Here is a 15590-nt window from a genome sequence, read left to right as displayed (position 1 = left end):
AATGGCCTTCCTCGCACTCGGTATTAACCACAAGACTGCCTCCGTAGACGTGCGCGAGCGCGTGGCGTTTACGCCAGAGCAGTTGGTTGAGGCCTTGCAGCAGCTCTGCCGACTTACCGACAGCCGCGAAGCTGCGATCCTTTCGACCTGCAATCGCAGCGAGCTCTATATAGAGCAGGAACATCTCTCGGCGGATGTGGTGCTGCGCTGGCTGGCCGATTATCACCATTTGAGCCTCGATGACCTGCGTGCCAGCGCTTATGTGCATGAAGAGGATGCGGCAGTTCGTCACATGATGCGCGTGGCGGCCGGTCTCGACTCGCTGGTGTTGGGTGAACCGCAGATTCTCGGCCAGATGAAGTCTGCCTACGCCGTGGCGCGTGAGGCCGGCACCGTCGGCCCATTGCTGGGCCGCCTGTTCCAGGCCACCTTTAATTCCGCCAAGCAAGTGCGTACCGATACGGCCATCGGCGAAAACCCGGTGTCCGTGGCCTTTGCCGCAGTGAGCCTGGCCAAGCAGATTTTCAGCGACTTGCAGCGCAGCCAGGCCCTGCTGATCGGCGCTGGTGAAACCATCACCCTGGTGGCCCGTCACCTGCACGATCTTGGCGTGAAGCGCATCGTGGTCGCCAACCGCACCCTGGAGCGCGCCAGCATTCTGGCCGAGCAGTTCGGTGCCCATGCGGTGCTGCTGTCGGACATTCCCGCTGAACTGGTGCGCAGTGATATCGTCATCAGTTCCACCGCCAGCCAATTGCCGATTCTGGGCAAGGGCGCGGTCGAGAGCGCGTTGAAGCTGCGCAAGCACAAGCCGATCTTCATGGTAGATATCGCCGTTCCACGGGATATCGAGCCCGAAGTCGGCGAGTTGGACGACGTTTACCTTTATAGCGTCGATGATCTGCATGAAGTGGTCGCTGAAAACCTCAAGAGTCGTCAGGGTGCCGCCCAGGCCGCCGAGGAAATGGTCAGCACCGGCGCTGAAGATTTCATGGTGCGCCTGCGTGAACTGGCGGCAGTGGATGTGCTCAAGGCGTATCGTCAGCAGGGTGAACGCCTGCGTGATGAAGAGTTGCTCAAGGCCCAGCGCATGCTGGCCAACGGCAGCGGCGCCGAGGAAGTGCTGATGCAATTGGCCCGTGGCCTGACCAACAAACTGCTCCACGCTCCTAGCGTCCAGTTGAAAAAGCTTACCGCCGAAGGCCGCCTCGATGCGCTGGCCATGGCCCAGGAACTCTTTGCCCTCGGTGAGGGCGCGTCAGACAGCTCTTCGGATAAAAAACCGTAATGAAAGCGTCACTGCTCAATAAACTGGATGTGCTCCAGGACCGTTTCGAAGAACTGACCGCCTTGCTCGGCGATGGCGAGGTCATTTCCGATCAAACCAAATTCCGTGCTTATTCCAAGGAATACGCCGAAGTTGAGCCCATTGTGGCCACCTATAAAAACCTGCTGAAAGTCCAGGCCGACCTCGAAGGCGCCCAGGCCCTGCTCAAGGACAGCGACCCGGACATGCGCGAAATGGCCGTGGAAGAAGTCCGCGAAGCCAAGGAAAAACTCGCTGAGCTTGAGGGTGACCTGCAACGCATGTTGCTGCCCAAGGACCCTAACGACGGACGCAACGTTTTCCTCGAAATCCGCGCTGGTACCGGTGGCGACGAGGCGGCGATTTTTTCCGGTGACCTGTTCCGCATGTATTCGCGCTATGCCGAGCGTCGCGGCTGGCGCGTGGAGATCCTCTCCGAGAACGAGGGCGAGCACGGTGGCTATAAAGAAGTCATCGCCCGGGTTGAAGGCGACAACGTCTACGGCAAGCTGAAGTTCGAATCCGGGGCGCACCGCGTGCAACGGGTGCCTGCGACCGAATCCCAAGGCCGTATCCACACCTCGGCGTGCACCGTCGCGGTGTTGCCTGAGCCGGACGAACAGGAAGCCATCGAGATCAACCCGGCGGATTTGCGTGTCGACACTTACCGCTCATCCGGCGCGGGTGGCCAGCACGTTAACAAGACCGACTCGGCGATCCGTATCACACACTTGCCGTCGGGCATTGTGGTGGAGTGCCAGGAAGAACGTTCCCAGCACAAGAACCGTGCGCGGGCCATGTCCTGGTTGTCGGCCAAGTTGAACGACCAGCAGACCAGCGCCGCGGCCAACGCAATTGCCAGCGAACGCAAGCTGCTGGTGGGCTCCGGCGACCGCTCCGAGCGTATCCGTACCTACAACTTTGCCCAGGGCCGGGTCACGGACCATCGGGTCAACCTCACCCTGTATTCCCTCGACGAAATTCTCGCCGGGGGCGTGGATGCGGTGATCGAGCCGTTGCTCGCCGAATACCAGGCCGACCAACTGGCGGCGATAGGTGACTAAAAAATGACCATCATCGCCAGCCTGCTGCGCGCCGCTGACCTGCCCGACTCGCCGACGGCGCGCCTGGACGTGGAGTTGCTGCTGGCCGCTGCCCTGGGCAAATCACGCAGCTATCTGCATACCTGGCCGGAAAAGATCGTCAGCAGCGAAGACGCGCTGACCTTTTCCGGCTACCTGCAGCGCCGCCGCAGCGGCGAGCCGGTGGCCTATATCCTCGGCCAGCAAGGCTTCTGGAAACTCGACCTGGAAGTAGCACCGCACACTTTGATCCCCCGCCCGGAAACTGAGTTGCTGGTGGAAGCTGCCCTGGAATTGCTGCCCGCCACGCCCGCCCAGGTCCTGGACCTGGGCACCGGTAGCGGCGCCATCGCCTTGGCCTTGGCCAGCGAACGTCCGGCCTGGCAGGTCACGGCGGTCGACCGTGTGCTGGAGGCCGTGGCCCTGGCCGAGCGCAATCGTCAACGCCTGCACCTCACTAACGCCACGGTGCTCAACAGCCACTGGTTCAGCGCCCTGCAAGGCCAGCGCTTCGACCTGATCATCAGCAACCCGCCCTACATTGCCGACAATGACCCGCACCTGGTGGCCGGCGATGTGCGCTTCGAACCGGCCAGTGCGCTGGTGGCGGGGCACGATGGCCTGGACGATTTGCGCCTCATCATTGCAAAGTCTCCTGCTCACCTGAACGACGGCGGCTGGCTGTTGCTCGAACACGGTTACGACCAGGCCCAGGCCGTGCGCGACTTGTTGCTGAACCAGGGCTTTGACGGCGTACACAGCCGCATCGACCTTGGCGGTCACGAACGCATCACCTTGGGGCGCCACCCGTGCTGACCGACCAGGAGCTGTTGCGCTATAGCCGGCAGATTCTGTTGCAGCATGTCGACATTGATGGCCAATTACGCCTGAAACAGAGCCGCGCGTTGATCGTCGGCCTGGGTGGCCTGGGCGCTCCGGTGGCGCTTTACCTGGCCGCTGCTGGGGTGGGCGAATTGCACCTGGCGGATTTCGATACGGTCGATTTGACCAACCTGCAACGCCAGATCATCCATGACACTAACAGCGTGGGGCAGACCAAGGTCGATTCGGCCATGGGGCGCCTGAGAGCGATCAACCCTGAAGTCGCCCTGGTCGCCCATCGTGCTGCGCTGGATGCCGACTCGCTGGCTGCTGCGGTCAACGCAGTGGATCTGGTGCTCGATTGCAGCGATAACTTCTCTACCCGCGAGGCGGTCAACGTAGCCTGCGTTGCCGCCGGCAAACCGTTGGTCAGTGGCGCGGCCATTCGCCTTGAGGGGCAATTGTCGGTATTCGACCCCCGCCGCGCTGACAGTCCCTGCTACCACTGTTTGTATGGGCACGGCAGCGACACTGAACTGACCTGCAGCGAAGCCGGCGTTGTCGGGCCGTTGGTCGGTGTGGTTGGCAGCCTGCAAGCGCTGGAAGCCTTGAAGCTGCTGGCCGGTTTTGGTGAGTCGTTGGTAGGGCGCCTGTTGTTGATCGATGCGCTGACCACGCGTTTTCGCGAGTTGCGCGTCAAGCGTGACCCAGGCTGCAGCGTCTGCGGGGCAAAGCATGGTTAAGGGCGCGCCTGTTGGTGTGTTCGATTCCGGTATCGGCGGCCTGACGGTGCTGGAAGAAATCCAGCAGTTGTTGCCCCACGAGTCACTGCTGTACGTGGCGGACTGCGGGCACATTCCCTATGGTGAGAAAACGCCGGCGTTCATTCTTGAACGTTCTCGCTCGGTCGCTGAGTTTTTCCGCGAGCGGGGCGCCAAGGCCTTTGTGATTGCCTGCAACACGGCGACGGTCGCCGCGGTGGCCGATTTGCGCCAGGACTACCCCGACTGGCCGCTGGTAGGCATGGAGCCTGCGGTCAAACCTGCTGCCGCGGCCACGCGCAGTGGTGTGGTGGGTGTGCTCGCCACTACCGGCACACTGCAAAGCGCCAAGTTCGCCGCCTTGCTCGACCGTTTTGCCACCGATGTGCGGGTGATTACCCAGCCGTGCCCGGGCCTGGTGGAGCTGATTGAAGCCGGCGACCTCAACAGCCCCGCCTTGCACTCCCTGCTGCAAGGCTATATTGAGCCGCTGCTTAGCGCCGGTTGCGACACCATCATCCTAGGTTGCACTCATTATCCCTTCCTCAAGCCACTCCTGGCGCAGATGCTGCCCCCCAGCATCATCCTCATTGATACCGGCGCCGCCGTGGCGCGCCAGCTCAAGCGCTTGCTGGGTGAGCGCGACCTGCTGGCCATTGGCGAACCTGAACCTGCACAGTTCTGGACCAGCGGCGATCTGTGTCACCTAAGAAATATCCTACCGACACTTTGGAAACATCCTGGAGTTGTGCGAAGCTTTGGCTCGTGAAAATTTCGTGAAATCAGCCTGAAAAAAGCTGAACTTCTGGCTATGCGTCGGCTTCTATAGCCCGTTAGCCTGTACACAACCCAATTATTCCGTTTGCAAAGGATGTTTCACATGAAGCGCTTGTTCTGTTTGGCTGCGATTGCGGCCGCTATGTTGGGACACTCTGTTTCAGCCCAGGCCGCCGGCCTGGAGTTCGGCTTGGGGAGCACCAGCGATTCGACGCTGACCTACCGCCTGGGCCTGACCTCCGATTGGGACAAGAGCTGGATGCAGAGCAATGTCGGCCGACTGACCGGCTACTGGAGCGGCGCCTATACCTATTGGGAAGGGGATGATCGTGCGGGCGCCAGCAGCCTGTCGTTCTCGCCGGTGTTTGTGTATGAGTTTGCCGGCGAGTCGGTCAAACCCTACATCGAAGCCGGTATCGGCGTGGCGTTGTTCTCTCGCACTCGGCTGGAAGACAACAACATCGGCCAGTCCTTCCAGTTCGAAGACCGCCTGGGTTTCGGCCTGCGGTTCAACGGCGGGCATGAAGTGGGCATTCGTGCCACGCATTATTCCAACGCCGGCATCAGCAGCAATAACGATGGTGTAGAGAGTTACTCGCTGCACTACACCATGCCGCTGTAATGCACTGTAGGAGCGAGCTTGCTCGCGAAGAACCTCAACAATAACGCAGCGAATCAGGTTTAACGCGGCGTTCTCAGGTTTTTCGCGAGCAAGCTCGCTCCTACAGAATCAGCGGTAGGCCGTGGTAATACCTTCACGCTCTTCAAGGCATTCCGGCGCCCCCATCTCGAACTCCCGGCAAATCAACGGCCGAAGCTCATAGATCGTGCACATCATCGTGTCGCGGTCCAGCGCTGCGCACCAGCCGTCGTCCAGGCGCAGCATCACCTCACCCCCCCAATCGTCGGTATCGATAAAGCGTTGTGGCACGCCGGTGTCGGTGATCAGCATGACTTCCAGCTGGCAGCAACAAGCCGCGCACGTCGAGCACGTGACGGGTTCGGTGATTTGAATGTGAGGGATGTTGGTCATAGGCGCGCAGTGTAAGGCAAGTGCGTCAGATGCGTATGAATGCTCGGACGGGCGTCAGTGTTCCAGCCTCTGCGCAACCCCGTGTAACAGCGGAAAGAGCATGGCCCATAACAGCGCCAGGCCGATCAGTGTTGGGGCGGTGCCGTACGCAAAACTCACGCCTGCCAATTGACTGCCGGCGTAATAAGACAACGGCCCGCCCACCGCGCCTAGCAGGCTGGCGAGCCACCAGGGCCGTGCGCTCCAGGCCAGGCAATGGCGCAAGGTGGTGGCCAGCAAGGCCCATAACAGTATCAGCCACAGCGGAATCAGTGGCCCCGGCGTATTGAACTCAAACACGCCGAGCCCACGCAGTGCCGTATCGACCAGTGTTCCCAGCACCGTCACGGCCAGAATCACTTGCCCCTCTCTTGCCCAAGAACTTATCCACAGCAAGTGTGCGCCCAGTACCGCGACGCCGATCAGCAACCAACGGCTATCGCCGCCGAGTACGCAGGCAAACCAGCCGCACTGAAACAGCACGGCGTTGGCCAGGGATTTAAGCACTGAAACGCCCGAGCAGCGGCGGATTGATGGCCGCCGGTTTGGCCAGCAGCAACTGCGCGGTGCCGATGGTGCGCTCCATAAAGCCACCTTCGCAGTAGCACAGGTAAAACTCCCACAGGCGCAGGAAGTATTCGTCATAACCGAGTTCCGCAAGACGGCCATGGGCGCGGCGAAAGTTTTCATGCCACAGGCGCAGGGTGCGGGCGTAGTGCAGGCCGAAGTCTTCCATGTGCAGCAGGTTCATGTCGGTGTCACGGCTGACGATCTGCAGCATGTTTTGTACACAGGGCAGCGCGCCACCAGGGAAGATGTAGCGCTGGATAAAGTCGACGCTGCGTTTGGCCTGCTCAAAGCGTTGTTCACGAATAGTGATGGCTTGCAGCAGCATCAGGCCGTCGGGCTTGAGCAACTGGGCACATTGTTTGAAATAGGTGGGCAGGAAACGATGGCCCACCGCTTCAATCATTTCGATCGACACCAGCTTGTCGTACTCACCGGTGAGGTCGCGGTAATCGCTCAGCAGCACGGTCACACGATCTTGCAGGCCCGCGGCCTGGATACGCTGCGCGGTGTAGGCGAACTGCTCCTTGGACAGGGTCGTGGTGGTGACCCGACAACCGTAATGCTGCGCCGCATACAACGCCATGCTGCCCCAGCCGGTACCGATTTCCAGCAGATGGTCGCTGGGCTTGAGCGCCAGTTTCTGGCAGATGCGCGCTAATTTGTTCAGTTGTGCCTGTTCCAGGGTGTCATCGGGGGTCAGGAATTGCGCGGCCGAGTACATCATGGTGGGGTCGAGAAATTCTTCGAACAGGTCGTTGCCCAAGTCGTAATGGGCGGCGATGTTTTTTTGCGAGCCTTTGCGTGTGTTGCGGTTGAGCCAGTGCAGGCCCTGAGTGAACGGCCGCGCCAGGCGTGCCAGGCCACCTTCCATGGCGTCGAGCACCTCCAGGTTGCTGACCATCACCCGCACGACGGCGGTGAGGTCGGGGCTGGTCCAGTAACCATGGATAAACGCTTCGCCGGCGCCGATCGAGCCATTGGCCGCCACCAGCCCCCATACCGCCGCGTCGAGAATCTGGATCTCGCCCAGCAGGTGCGCTTCCCGTGCGCCGAAGACTTGCCGCTCGCCATCCTCGATGATGACCAACTGGCCATGGCGCAATTGGCTGAGCTGGCGCAACACGCCTTTGCGCAATAGCGCAGCGGTCATGCCGTTGACGTTCAGGCGGTTAGCCTTGACCGATAAGCTAGGGGTTTTCATGGTGGCGATCCTTGGTATACCCGACTGCGGTGCGAGAGGCGCCATCGGCGGCCTGGTGGGAAAAAATCGGAGTGCGTTTGAGCAGCAGGCGCAAGGCTTGCCAGTAGATCGCAAGGCCGGTCTTGGCGGTCATCCAGGGAAAGCGCCACAAATAGCGATGCAGGCTGGCGCGGCTCAATGCCTGTTTTTCCAGGCTCAAGGTGGCGTCGAAGACTTTTTGCGTGCCCTGCCAATCGGCCATATGCACGCCGAGCCTGGCGGCGGGCTGGCTGAAACTCATGCGGTACTCCAGCTCGCGAGGCAAAAACGGCGACACATGGAAGGCCTTGGCCACGGCGAAATGCTGGTGCTCATCGGCGCCCAGTGCCTGGGCGGGCAGCACGTAGTGATAGCGCTCGCGCCATGGGGTGTTGGTCACTTCACACAGGATCGCGGCCAGTTGCCCGTCAGCCTCGAAGCAGTAGAAGAAACTCACCGGGTTAAAAGCCAGGCCCCAACTGCGGGCCTGGGTCAGCAGGCAGATAGCGCCCTGGGGTGTTTGCCCCAGGGCCTTGCCGACTTCCTGGCGCACGGCATCGCTCAGGCTCATGCCGTGGCGCGTGAATTCACGCAGGTAATCCTGCTGGCGGAAACCGAAAGGCGCCAGGCGACCCGTGCCGGCCAGCGGCGAGAGCCCCAGTACTTCATCCTCTTCACTGAGGTCCAGATACAACAGGCCGATGCGGTAGCGAAAGGCGTGGGCCTTGGGCGTAAACCGGCGATGGGCGATCCAGCCGCTGTAGAGGGCGCTGTTCACAGGGTTTCCCCAAACGCCTGGGCCACGCGCAGAGCGCTGACCACGCCGTCTTCGTGAAAGCCGTTGGCCCAGTAGGCCCCGCAGTAAAAGGTATTGCGCACGCCGTTCAATTCTTCCCAGCGTGCCTGTGCGGCGACTGCGGCCAGGCTGTATTGCGGATGGGCGTAGGTGTAGCGCGCCAGGATCTTCAGTGGGTTGATCATCGGCGTCTGGTTGAGGCTGACGCAAAAAGTAGTGGCGCTGTCGATGCCTTGCAGGATGTTCATGTCATAGGTGACGGCGGCCTGTTGTTGCACGTTGCCCGTCAGCCGATAGTTCCAGCTGGCCCATGCCAGCTTGCGGTCGGGCAGCAGGCGTGTGTCGGTGTGCAGCACCACGTCGTTGTCGGCGTAGGGCAAGGCACCGAGAATCTGCTGTTCGGCCTGGCTGGGGTCATCGAGCAAGGCCAGGGCCTGATCGCTGTGGCAGGCGAATACCACGCGGTCGAAGGTTTCGCTGCCGGCCGGGCTGTGGATAACTACACCTTCGTCGCTGCGTTGCACCTTATGCACAGGGCAGTTGAGCCGTATCTGTTCGCGAAAGCTGCGGGTCAGCGGCTCGATATAACAGCTGGAGCCGCCCTCGATCACACACCATTGCGGGCGGTTGCTCACCGAGAGCAAGCCGTGATTCTTGAAGAAGCGCACAAAAAACTGCAGCGGAAACTTGAGCATATCGGCCAGGGACATCGACCAGATGGCCGCGCCCATCGGCACGATGTAATGCCGGATAAACCTGGGGCCATAGCCGCCAGCGGTGAGGTAATCGCCCAGGGTCATGTCGGCGCTGATGCGCTGCTCTTGCAAGTCCAGGGGCGCCTGGCGATTGAAGCGCAGGATATCGCGCAACATGCCCCAGAACCCCGGCGACAAAATATTGCGGCGCTGGGCAAACAGGCTGTTGAGGTTGTTGCCGTTGTACTCAAAGCCTGTGCTTTGGTCGCACACCGAAAAACTCATCTCGGTGGGTTTGAACCTGACCCCGATCTGCTCCAGCAGACGGATGAAGTTCGGGTAGGTCCAGTCGTTGAACACGATGAAGCCCGTGTCCACCGCATAGCTTTTGCCGTCGACCGTCACGTTGGCCGTGTGTGTATGCCCGCCAATGCAGTCATTGGCCTCGAACAGCGTAATGTCGTGGCGACGGCTGAGCAGGTAGGCGCTGGTCAGCCCGGCGATGCCGCTGCCGATAATGGCGATCTTCACAGGTCGTCCTTCTTCGGTGGCGGGCTGCGCAGCATGCGTTTGCCGATGATCAGTTGCGCGCGGTTGGGGAGCTTCGACAGCGGCCACAAGGTGGCAATTAACAGGGCCGGAAAGGCGATTTCCAGCGGGCGTTTTTCCAGCTTGGCGAAAATGTGTTTCGCGGCTTTGTCGGCCGGCCAGCTCAGGGGCATCGGGAAATCATTGCGCTCGGTCAGCGGCGTGTCGACGAAGCCTGGGCTGATCACCGTGACATCGATGTTTTCCGGCGACAGGCCGATACGCAGGGATTCGAACAAGTAACGCAGGCCGGCCTTGGACGCGCCGTAGGCTTCGGCGCGGGGCATGGGCAGGTAGGTCACGGCACTGGCCACGCCCACCAGGTGCGGGGTACGCCCTGCGCGCAACAGTGGTAGCGCGGCCTCGATGCAATAACTGCTGGCCAGCAGGTTGGTGCGCACAACGTGCTCGATGATTGAGGCATCAAATTGCCGGGCGTCGACGTATTCACAGGTGCCAGCGTTGAGGATCACCGTGTCCAGCGAACCCCAGACCTCGCTGATACGCTCACCGATCTCGCGCACGGTCTGGCTGTTGGTCAGGTCGCCGGCCACCACCAGAACCTGGCCTGGATATCGAAGGGCGAGGGCATCCAGCGGGCCTTGGGTGCGGGAACTCAGGGCCACGTGGGCGCCGCTCTCGAGCAACTCCACGGCCAGCGCCGCACCGATACCACTGCTGGCGCCGGTCAGCCAATAACGACGGGGCGGTGTAAGGCTCATCCCATTCTCCTTTTCAGCCAACGAATAACGCGACCCAGTAGGGGGACATGTTCATAGAGCAGGGCGCCGGCATCGAAATAGTCGCGATGGCGGTAAACCTTGTCGTGCCACATCAAATGAGAACAGCCTGGCACCTCGATCACCTGCCCACCGGCCAGGCGTGGGTGACGAAAACGCATAGTCCAGCGCAGGTAGCCCTCGCCTTCGGCCACGGTATCGAAACCGTGGAAGTCAAAATGCAGCTCGCTGACGTTGCTGTACAAGTCGGCAAAGTAACGCCGCAACGCTGGCAGGCCCTGGACTTCATGCAGGGGATCGGTGAAGGCGATGTCCTCGCTGTACAGGCGGCCGAGCAGGTGCAGGTTGTGCTTGTCCAGCGTGGCGAAGGTGTGGGCAAACTGGTGCAGGAAGTCACTCATGTTCGGCCATCTCCTGACGCGAAGGCAGCCGGCGAAATGCGGCCAAGGCGCGCTCGCGAGACTGTTTCAAATCGACGATGGCACGCGGGTAATCCGCCACGCCGAACAGGCCCCCAGCCGCTTCGGGGTTGTGCACTTGTTTTTTATTCAGCGCGGCCAGTTCCGGGAGCCAGCGTTTGATGAACACGCCGTCACCGTCGAATTTTTCCGATTGGCTCAGCGGGCTGAATATCCGGAAATACGGCGCCGAGTCGGTGCCGGTGGACGAACTCCATTGCCAGCCGCCGTTGTTGGCCGCCAGATCACCGTCGATCAGGTGGCGCATAAAGAAGCGCTCGCCCTCGCGCCAGTCGATCAGCAGGTTCTTCGTCAGGAACATCGCCACCACCATGCGCAGGCGGTTGTGCATCCAGCCGGTTTCCAGCAGTTGGCGCATGGCCGCGTCGATGATCGGCAAGCCGGTGCGCGCCTGTTGCCAGGCGGCCAGGTCTTCGGGCGCCTTGCGCCAGGCCAGCGCTTCGGTTTCCGGGCGAAACGCGCGGTGGCGGGAAACCCGTGGGTAGCCGACCAGGATGTGCTTGTAGAACTCGCGCCACAGCAGCTCGTTGATCCAGGTGATGGCGCCGATGTCGCCGCTTTCGAACTCGCCCTGATTGGTTTGCAGCGCGGCGTGCAAGCACTGGCGCGGCGAAACCACTCCGGCGGCCAGGTAGGCAGAAAGCTGACTGGTGCCGGGCTTGGCCGGGAAGTCGCGTTCGTCCTTGTAATAGCTGATCTGCTGATCGGCGAAGGCATCAAGGCGACGGCGCGCTTCGTCTTCGCCAGCGGGCCAGAGGGCACGCAAGGTTTCGCTGGGTGTCGGGAACCCTTCGACTGCCGTTGGCACAGGGTCGCTTTTCACGCCATGCTCGGCCTGGGCCTTTGGCGTCGGCACCACGCGGGGCAGGGCGCTGTGCAGGCGGCTGTAGCAGACCTTGCGGAACTGGCTGAACACCTGGAAGTAGGTGCCGGTCTTGGTCAGCACACTACCCGGCTGGAAAAACAGTTGGTCCAGGTAGCTGTGGAAGGTCACGCCGTCAGCTTCCAGGGCCTGGGCCACGGCGCGGTCGCGGCGGCTCTCGTGAACGCCATATTCCTCGTTGACGTGTACCGACTCCACCGACAGCTCGCGGCACAGTTGGCTCAGTACCGTCGGCGCCTGGTCCCAGGTCGCGGCGTGGCGGATTAACAGCGGAATGTTGAGGTTGCCCAGTGCCTGGCTCAGGTGCTGCAAGTTGCGCAGCCAGAAATCGACTTTGCACGGCGCGTCATCATGCGCCTGCCATTGCTCGGGCGTGATCAGGTAAACAGCCGCGACGGGGCCGCGCTGGCACGCGGCCGCCAGGGCAGTGTTGTCGTGCAGGCGCAAGTCGGTGCGCAGCCAGATCAGATGCATTTAGACAATTCCACGCTGGATCAATAATTGATGGGCCGCCAACAGGTCCTCGGCCACGAACAACTCTGGGATGTCCTGGGTTAATACGCCCAACTCGGCGTGGTGGATGCACACCGTTGGTCCGGCAATCACCGTTGGGCAATGGATGCCGCCCAGCAGTTTGCTGAGTGCCGACACTTGCAACGCCTTGCTTGAGTACAGCAGCACCGCACGGGGTTGCAGGTGTTCCACCGCCAGGGCCAGTTCGCCGACAGGCAGTGGCCAATCGAATACTTCCACCGGGCAATCGGCACTGCTGGCCAGCCAGGCGCTGAGCCACAGGTGCGGTTCCAGGGGCAGGTCGGAATGATTGACCAGCAACAGGGGCGCGCCGTGGAGTTGACGATTGTTGTGATAGATCCGTGCGCCAAACTTGCTGCGCAGCCAGGAGAGGAAGAACACCCGCTCCATCTGCGCGCCGAACTGGCCCTGCCAGCGTTGTTCCAGCTCGTTGAGCAGCGGCAGCATCAGTTGCTCGCACAAGGTGCGTGGCGGGTAGAGCGCCATGGCCTGGTTGAAGGCGTCATCGACCCGGCGCTCGGCCAGTTCACTGATGGCACTCACCAAATGCTGGCGCAGGCTCTGCCACTCGTTTTCCATCGGCTCCGGGCTACCTTGGGCGGAGTCGATCAGCCCTTTGACCTGGCTGACCGGCACGCCGCGATTGAGCCAGGTGAGGATGGCCTGGATGCGTTGCACATGTTCGGCGCTGAACAACCGATGCCCTTTGGGCGTGCGCTGGGGCACGATGAGGCCGTAGCGGCGCTCCCACGCGCGCAGCGTCACCGCATTCACGCCGGTCTGGCGCGCCACCTCGCGGATCGGCAGCCAGCCGTTTTCCAGGGCCAGGGCGAGGTCTTCGCCGGGTTCGTCGAGCAGGGCAGGTTTCATGGGTTAGATCGCATTACGCAGGCTGAGGTTTTCCGGGTGCGGTTGCAGGTAGGCCTGCTGCGCGATGTAGCGGTCCGGGTGTTGGCGAAAGTGGTGCTTGAGCAGGGTCAGCGGCACCACCAGTGGCACGATGCCGTGGCGGTATTGGCCGATGACGGTCTGCATTTCCTGTTTGTCATCGGCACTGATGGCTTGCTTGAGATAGCCACTGATGTGTTGCAGCACATTGGTATGGGTACCGCGAGTCGCGCATTTTTTCAGGCCCGCCATCAGTTCGCTGAAATAACCGTCGGCCAAAGCTTGCAGGTCAATGCCCTTGCCCATGCTGCCGAGCAAGTGGCCCAGGCTTTTGTAATGCGCCGGGCTGTGGGCCATCAGCAGGTACTTGTAGCGCGAGTGAAACGTCAGCAAGCGGTGACGGGTAAGGCCGTCGGCCAACAGTTGCTGCCAACTGGCGTACACGAATACGCGGGTGAGGAAGTTTTCCCGCAGCACCGGGTCGTTCAGGCGACCGTCTTCCTCCACCGGCAGGTTGGGGTGTCGAGCACAAAACGCCTGGGCGTAAATGCCGCGCCCGCCACCGTCGACGGGCGTGCCGTTGTCGCGGTACACCTTGACCCGCTCCAGGCCGCAGGACGGTGACTTTTGCATGAAGATGTAGCCGCACAGGTCGGTATGTTCCCGGGCCATTTGCTGGCCGTAATCGTCCAATGGCTGAGTGACATTGAGCGCAGGGTTTACGCTGCCCACGGCCTGCGGTTGGTTGGGGTCCCCGACCAGGCGGATCGCTTGCCGAGGAATGCCCAGGCCGATGGCAACTTCAGGGCACAACGGGACGAAATCGAAATAGTCACTGAGGGTCTGGCTGCATAGCAGGGACTGTTTATGACCGCCATTGAAGCGCACGTTCTCACCCAGAAGGCAGGCGCTGATGGCGATCTTCGGTTTCACACGGCTGGACATAAGCAAACCTCTGCAAGAATCCTGTACAAGCTACAAATCTTGTACAACTAAATCTCATCATAGGCTCGATGTTGTACAAGTCAAATATTTTGTACAGGTTTGTGCCGCCGCTTTATTTCCAGCCGATTTTCCAGTCCTCAGCGTTTTTCAGGGTCTGCCAGGGCAGGCGTTCGGCGCGCCGAGTAAGGATGGCCTGCAGTTCGATGTCCAGCACCGTGCCCTCGTCGTCACGGAACAATTCGGTGACCAGGAAGTGTTTTTCCTTGTGGCGGGGATGAGCTGCCGTCCATTTTGACAGCAGCAGTTTGGCGGGGTTGATGCGGTTCATTGCAAGTGCTCGATCAAGCGTCGCGCCGCTTCCTGGCCACTCAACCAGGCACCTTCCACCCGGCCGGAGAGGCACCAGTCACCACAGACGAACAGGCCCAGGTCGGCGTCGGCCAGCACGCCGAATTCATGGCTGCTCGATGGGCGCGCGTAGAGCCAACGGTGCGCCAGGCTGAACGACGGCGCGGGCATGGCGCTGTGCAGCAATTCGGCAAAGGCGCCGTGCAGGTGTTCGATCACCGCTTCCTTGGGCAGGTCCAGGTGGGCCTTGCTCCAGGCGCTGGTGGCGTGCAGCACCCAGGTGTCGAGGGTGGTATCGCGCCCGGGCTTGCTGCGGTTGCGCGCCAGCCAGTCGAGGGGGCTGTCTTGCACGAAGCAGCCCTCCATCGGCGTATCCAGGGGCTTGTCGAACGCCAGGGCGATGGCCCAGGTCGGGTCCATTTTCACCCCGGCGGCGGCGCTCGCCAGCTTGGGCGCGGCGGCCAGCAGCGCGGTGGCTTGGGGCGCCGGCGTGGCAATGATCACGTGACTGAAAGGGCCGTGATTGCCGCCGTCCGCGTCGAGCAGGTTCCAGTGCTGCGTGCCCTGGAAGACTTCGGTGATGCGGCAACCGAACTCCACCGGCAAGTCGTCGAGCAGGGCGCGAGTGATGGCGCTCATGCGCGGCGTGCCCACCCAGCGGATCTGCTCATCGGGGGAGGGCGTCAATTGCCCGGACTTGAAGTTATACAGCTGGGGCTTCCACTGCTCGGCCCAGCCGTTGCTTTGCCAGCGCTGCACTTCGTTGACGAAGCGCCGGTCGCGAGCGGTGAAGTATTGCGCGCCCATATCCAGCGCGCCGGCGTCGCTGCGCTTGCTGGACATGCGGCCACCGCTGCCGCGGCTTTTATCGAAGAGTTGCACTGCATGCCCAGCGTCTTGTAACGCTCGGGCGGCGGAGAGACCGGCGATGCCGGTACCAATGATCGCGATGGGAACAGTCATGGGAGGCCTCGTTTTACCGTTGGGTACAGACTACGCCGACACCAATAGCTGTACAATATTGTTTTTTGGTATAAGTTTTGGCGTGCCTGATTGTGTGGCGTGACCTATGGTTAAGCTAAGGC

The 15590-nt window shown here is 61.6% G+C and carries 18 protein-coding genes; 6 read left to right on the top strand and 12 right to left on the bottom strand.

Translation table 11 applies throughout. The features are described 5' to 3' along the window. The first annotated feature begins 1 nt into the window (after position 1). The 6 genes from hemA (at position 2) to HU730_RS09555 (ending at position 5370) form a co-directional block, all read left to right on the top strand. On the top strand, positions 2-1288 hold the full coding sequence (gene hemA, locus HU730_RS09580) for a glutamyl-tRNA reductase (protein WP_034128081.1): 1287 nt from the start codon (positions 2-4) through the stop codon (positions 1286-1288). Further along, positions 1288-2370 carry a peptide chain release factor 1 gene (gene prfA, locus HU730_RS09575; RefSeq protein ID WP_003188358.1) on the top strand — a complete coding sequence of 361 codons (1083 nt, stop codon included), beginning with the start codon at positions 1288-1290 and terminating at the stop codon, positions 2368-2370. The genes hemA and prfA overlap by 1 nt, the downstream gene beginning before the upstream one ends. Before the next feature lie 3 nt (positions 2371-2373). Further along, on the top strand, positions 2374-3204 hold the full coding sequence (gene prmC, locus HU730_RS09570; protein ID WP_186526973.1) for a peptide chain release factor N(5)-glutamine methyltransferase: 831 nt from the start codon (positions 2374-2376) through the stop codon (positions 3202-3204). After that, positions 3198-3953 carry a molybdopterin-synthase adenylyltransferase MoeB gene (locus HU730_RS09565; RefSeq protein WP_034128079.1) on the top strand — a complete coding sequence of 252 codons (756 nt, stop codon included), beginning with the start codon at positions 3198-3200 and terminating at the stop codon, positions 3951-3953. The genes prmC and HU730_RS09565 overlap by 7 nt, the downstream gene beginning before the upstream one ends. After that, the gene (gene murI, locus HU730_RS09560; RefSeq protein WP_034128078.1) at positions 3946-4740 is read left to right on the top strand and encodes a glutamate racemase; all 795 of its coding nucleotides are present in this window, start codon (positions 3946-3948) and stop codon (positions 4738-4740) included. Before HU730_RS09565 ends, murI begins: the two co-directional genes overlap by 8 nt. Positions 4741-4851: 111 nt before the next feature. Continuing rightward, positions 4852-5370 carry an acyloxyacyl hydrolase gene (locus tag HU730_RS09555; RefSeq protein WP_014716838.1) on the top strand — a complete coding sequence of 173 codons (519 nt, stop codon included), beginning with the start codon at positions 4852-4854 and terminating at the stop codon, positions 5368-5370. Positions 5371-5478: 108 nt separating this feature from the next. On the opposite strand, the gene HU730_RS09550 is transcribed toward HU730_RS09555, so the two are convergent. The 12 genes from HU730_RS09550 to HU730_RS09495 all read right to left on the bottom strand — a co-directional run bounded on the left by HU730_RS09550 (position 5479) and on the right by HU730_RS09495 (position 15468). Then, positions 5479-5781: a YkgJ family cysteine cluster protein gene (locus HU730_RS09550; protein ID WP_003188364.1), complete on the bottom strand. Its 303-nt coding sequence runs from the start codon at positions 5779-5781 to the stop codon at positions 5479-5481. Positions 5782-5835: 54 nt separating this feature from the next. Beyond that, positions 5836-6327 carry a DUF2878 domain-containing protein gene (locus tag HU730_RS09545; protein ID WP_054896865.1) on the bottom strand — a complete coding sequence of 164 codons (492 nt, stop codon included), beginning with the start codon at positions 6325-6327 and terminating at the stop codon, positions 5836-5838. Continuing rightward, positions 6320-7591, bottom strand: a complete 1272-nt coding sequence (locus HU730_RS09540; RefSeq protein WP_186526972.1) for a cyclopropane-fatty-acyl-phospholipid synthase family protein — start codon at positions 7589-7591, stop codon at positions 6320-6322. Before HU730_RS09540 ends, HU730_RS09545 begins: the two co-directional genes overlap by 8 nt. Next, complete coding sequence (locus tag HU730_RS09535; protein WP_186526971.1) at positions 7578-8387, bottom strand: DUF1365 domain-containing protein; 810 nt, start codon at positions 8385-8387, stop codon at positions 7578-7580. Before HU730_RS09535 ends, HU730_RS09540 begins: the two co-directional genes overlap by 14 nt. After that, positions 8384-9631, bottom strand: a complete 1248-nt coding sequence (locus tag HU730_RS09530) for an FAD-dependent oxidoreductase (protein ID WP_034128074.1) — start codon at positions 9629-9631, stop codon at positions 8384-8386. Before HU730_RS09530 ends, HU730_RS09535 begins: the two co-directional genes overlap by 4 nt. After that, the gene (locus tag HU730_RS09525; RefSeq protein ID WP_186526970.1) at positions 9628-10410 is read right to left on the bottom strand and encodes an SDR family NAD(P)-dependent oxidoreductase; all 783 of its coding nucleotides are present in this window, start codon (positions 10408-10410) and stop codon (positions 9628-9630) included. Before HU730_RS09525 ends, HU730_RS09530 begins: the two co-directional genes overlap by 4 nt. Continuing rightward, positions 10407-10829, bottom strand: a complete 423-nt coding sequence (locus HU730_RS09520; protein ID WP_034128072.1) for a nuclear transport factor 2 family protein — start codon at positions 10827-10829, stop codon at positions 10407-10409. The genes HU730_RS09525 and HU730_RS09520 overlap by 4 nt, the downstream gene beginning before the upstream one ends. Next, entirely contained in the window at positions 10822-12264 is a 1443-nt protein-coding gene (phrB, locus tag HU730_RS09515) for a deoxyribodipyrimidine photo-lyase (protein WP_034128071.1), read from the bottom strand. Before phrB ends, HU730_RS09520 begins: the two co-directional genes overlap by 8 nt. Then, the gene (locus HU730_RS09510) at positions 12265-13194 is read right to left on the bottom strand and encodes a MerR family transcriptional regulator (RefSeq protein WP_034128070.1); all 930 of its coding nucleotides are present in this window, start codon (positions 13192-13194) and stop codon (positions 12265-12267) included. A gap of 3 nt (positions 13195-13197) precedes the next feature. Beyond that, positions 13198-14157, bottom strand: a complete 960-nt coding sequence (locus tag HU730_RS09505) for a DUF523 and DUF1722 domain-containing protein (protein WP_034128069.1) — start codon at positions 14155-14157, stop codon at positions 13198-13200. A 112-nt stretch (positions 14158-14269) separates the two neighbouring features. Beyond that, entirely contained in the window at positions 14270-14485 is a 216-nt protein-coding gene (locus HU730_RS09500; RefSeq protein ID WP_014716848.1) for a TIGR02450 family Trp-rich protein, read from the bottom strand. After that, the gene (locus tag HU730_RS09495; RefSeq protein ID WP_014716849.1) at positions 14482-15468 is read right to left on the bottom strand and encodes an FAD-dependent oxidoreductase; all 987 of its coding nucleotides are present in this window, start codon (positions 15466-15468) and stop codon (positions 14482-14484) included. Before HU730_RS09495 ends, HU730_RS09500 begins: the two co-directional genes overlap by 4 nt. Positions 15469-15590: the final 122 nt, after the last annotated feature.

Origin of the sequence: Pseudomonas sp. SWRI22, assembly GCF_014268395.2 — a bacterium.
Taxonomy (GTDB): domain Bacteria; phylum Pseudomonadota; class Gammaproteobacteria; order Pseudomonadales; family Pseudomonadaceae; genus Aquipseudomonas; species Aquipseudomonas paracarnis.
Note: the sequence above shows the minus strand (reverse complement) of the source record. Positions and strands in the feature narration are given on the sequence as shown.